This is a genomic window from Blautia sp. DFI.1.216 (assembly GCF_020594215.1).
GTDB lineage: Bacteria > Bacillota > Clostridia > Lachnospirales > Lachnospiraceae > Blautia_A > Blautia_A wexlerae.
This window is the reverse complement of the sequence record NZ_JAJDML010000140.1, coordinates 1-1,270: the sequence shown is the minus strand read 5'-3', so window position 1 is coordinate 1,270 and position 1,270 is coordinate 1. Positions and strand designations below refer to the sequence as shown.

Below are 1,270 nucleotides of genomic sequence, written 5' to 3'. Positions count from 1 at the left end.
CCTGTATCATAGAACATTTTTGTGCCCTGTGCCGTATGTCCACAAAGTAGGAATTCGGGGTAAAAATCAGAAATTTCCACGATTGCGGAATTGATATGGTATAATCAATTCAACGGTTATAAATGTCGTCAGAAGGGGGAACTGCTTCAATGAACGGAGCTACTACAATACAGGAACGGCTAAAAGATTTACGATTAAACAAAGGATTAAAACTGGAAGAACTGGCTGAGCAAACGGGTATTTCAAAATCGGCTCTTGGCAGTTATGAAAAAGACGACTATAAGGAAATCAATCATGGCAACCTTATCCTGCTGGCAGATTTTTATGGGGTGTCCCTCGATTATCTCTTTTGCCGGACAGAGAACCGGGCGGAGATCAACACGCCATTAAGGGAGCTGCATTTGAGTGATGAGATGGTAGCACTTCTGAAAAGCGGTCGGATTAACAACCGTCTGCTGTGCGAACTTGCCACCCATAAGGACTTTATCAAGTTTCTTGCGGACATTGAGATTTATGTGGATGGGATTGCCACCATGCAGATTCAGAACCTCAACGCCCTTGTCGATACCGTCCGGCATGAAATCATTGAACGGTATCGCCCCGGCGAAGATGACCCCCATTTGAAAGTGCTGCAAGCCGCACATATCAGTGATGATGAATATTTCAGTCAGATGGTACGGGATGACCTCAACCTCATTATCCGGGATATTCGGGAAGCCCATAAAAAGGACAGCGAGAGTGCACCCCAGACCACCGTTGCTGATGAACTGAAAGAAAATCTGGAAGCGGTCGAAAATTTCAAGGGCAGCCGGGATGAAAAGCTCGTTGTACTTTACTGCAAACAGCTCGGCATCAACTATAAAAATCTGTCAGACGAAGAATTTCGCTGGCTGATTCGGATTCTCAAAAAGTCAAAGAAAATGGGAACGCCTATCAGCCAGAGGAAAAAACGATAAAGAAAAACCGCTGTTGCATGGTTTGTTAGCTTCCATGTAGCAGCGGTTTGTGCTGTGGTTATTCAGTTGATATTGTATAACTCCCTTTTCGGAAAAGTGTTCCCGCTGTTCATTTCCCAAATTTTAGTGTATATTCATACATTTTTTAATTTTTCGAGCAATTTGAGCAACTGTATCTTGGATTTTGCCTACTGAATATTGAGAAAATTTAGGCTGAGAATTGAAAAAGGCTATCCCTTTATTGAGACAGCCTTTTGAATTTAATTTAACTTGTTGTGCTAGATAAAATAAAATATAAAGAAACTTCAACAAAA

Annotated in this window: 2 protein-coding genes; one reads left to right on the top strand and one right to left on the bottom strand. The window is 41.9% G+C overall.

Annotated features, from left to right (window positions below; all coding sequences use genetic code 11):
• Positions 1 to 149: 149 nt before the first annotated feature.
• Positions 150 to 956, top strand: a complete 807-nt coding sequence (locus tag LJE11_RS19075) for a helix-turn-helix transcriptional regulator (RefSeq protein ID WP_005930715.1) — start codon at positions 150 to 152, stop codon at positions 954 to 956.
• Positions 957 to 1,079: 123 nt separating this feature from the next.
• Here LJE11_RS19075 and LJE11_RS19070 read toward each other — a convergent pair.
• The coding region (locus LJE11_RS19070) for a hypothetical protein (protein WP_227296397.1) at positions 1,080 to 1,270 on the bottom strand (191 nt) is incomplete at its 5' end.

Excerpts from the sequence above, each read along its gene's own strand:
- LJE11_RS19075 (WP_005930715.1), top strand. The coding sequence starts at position 150 with ATGAACGGAGCTACTACAATACAGGAACGGCTAAAAGATTTACGATTA.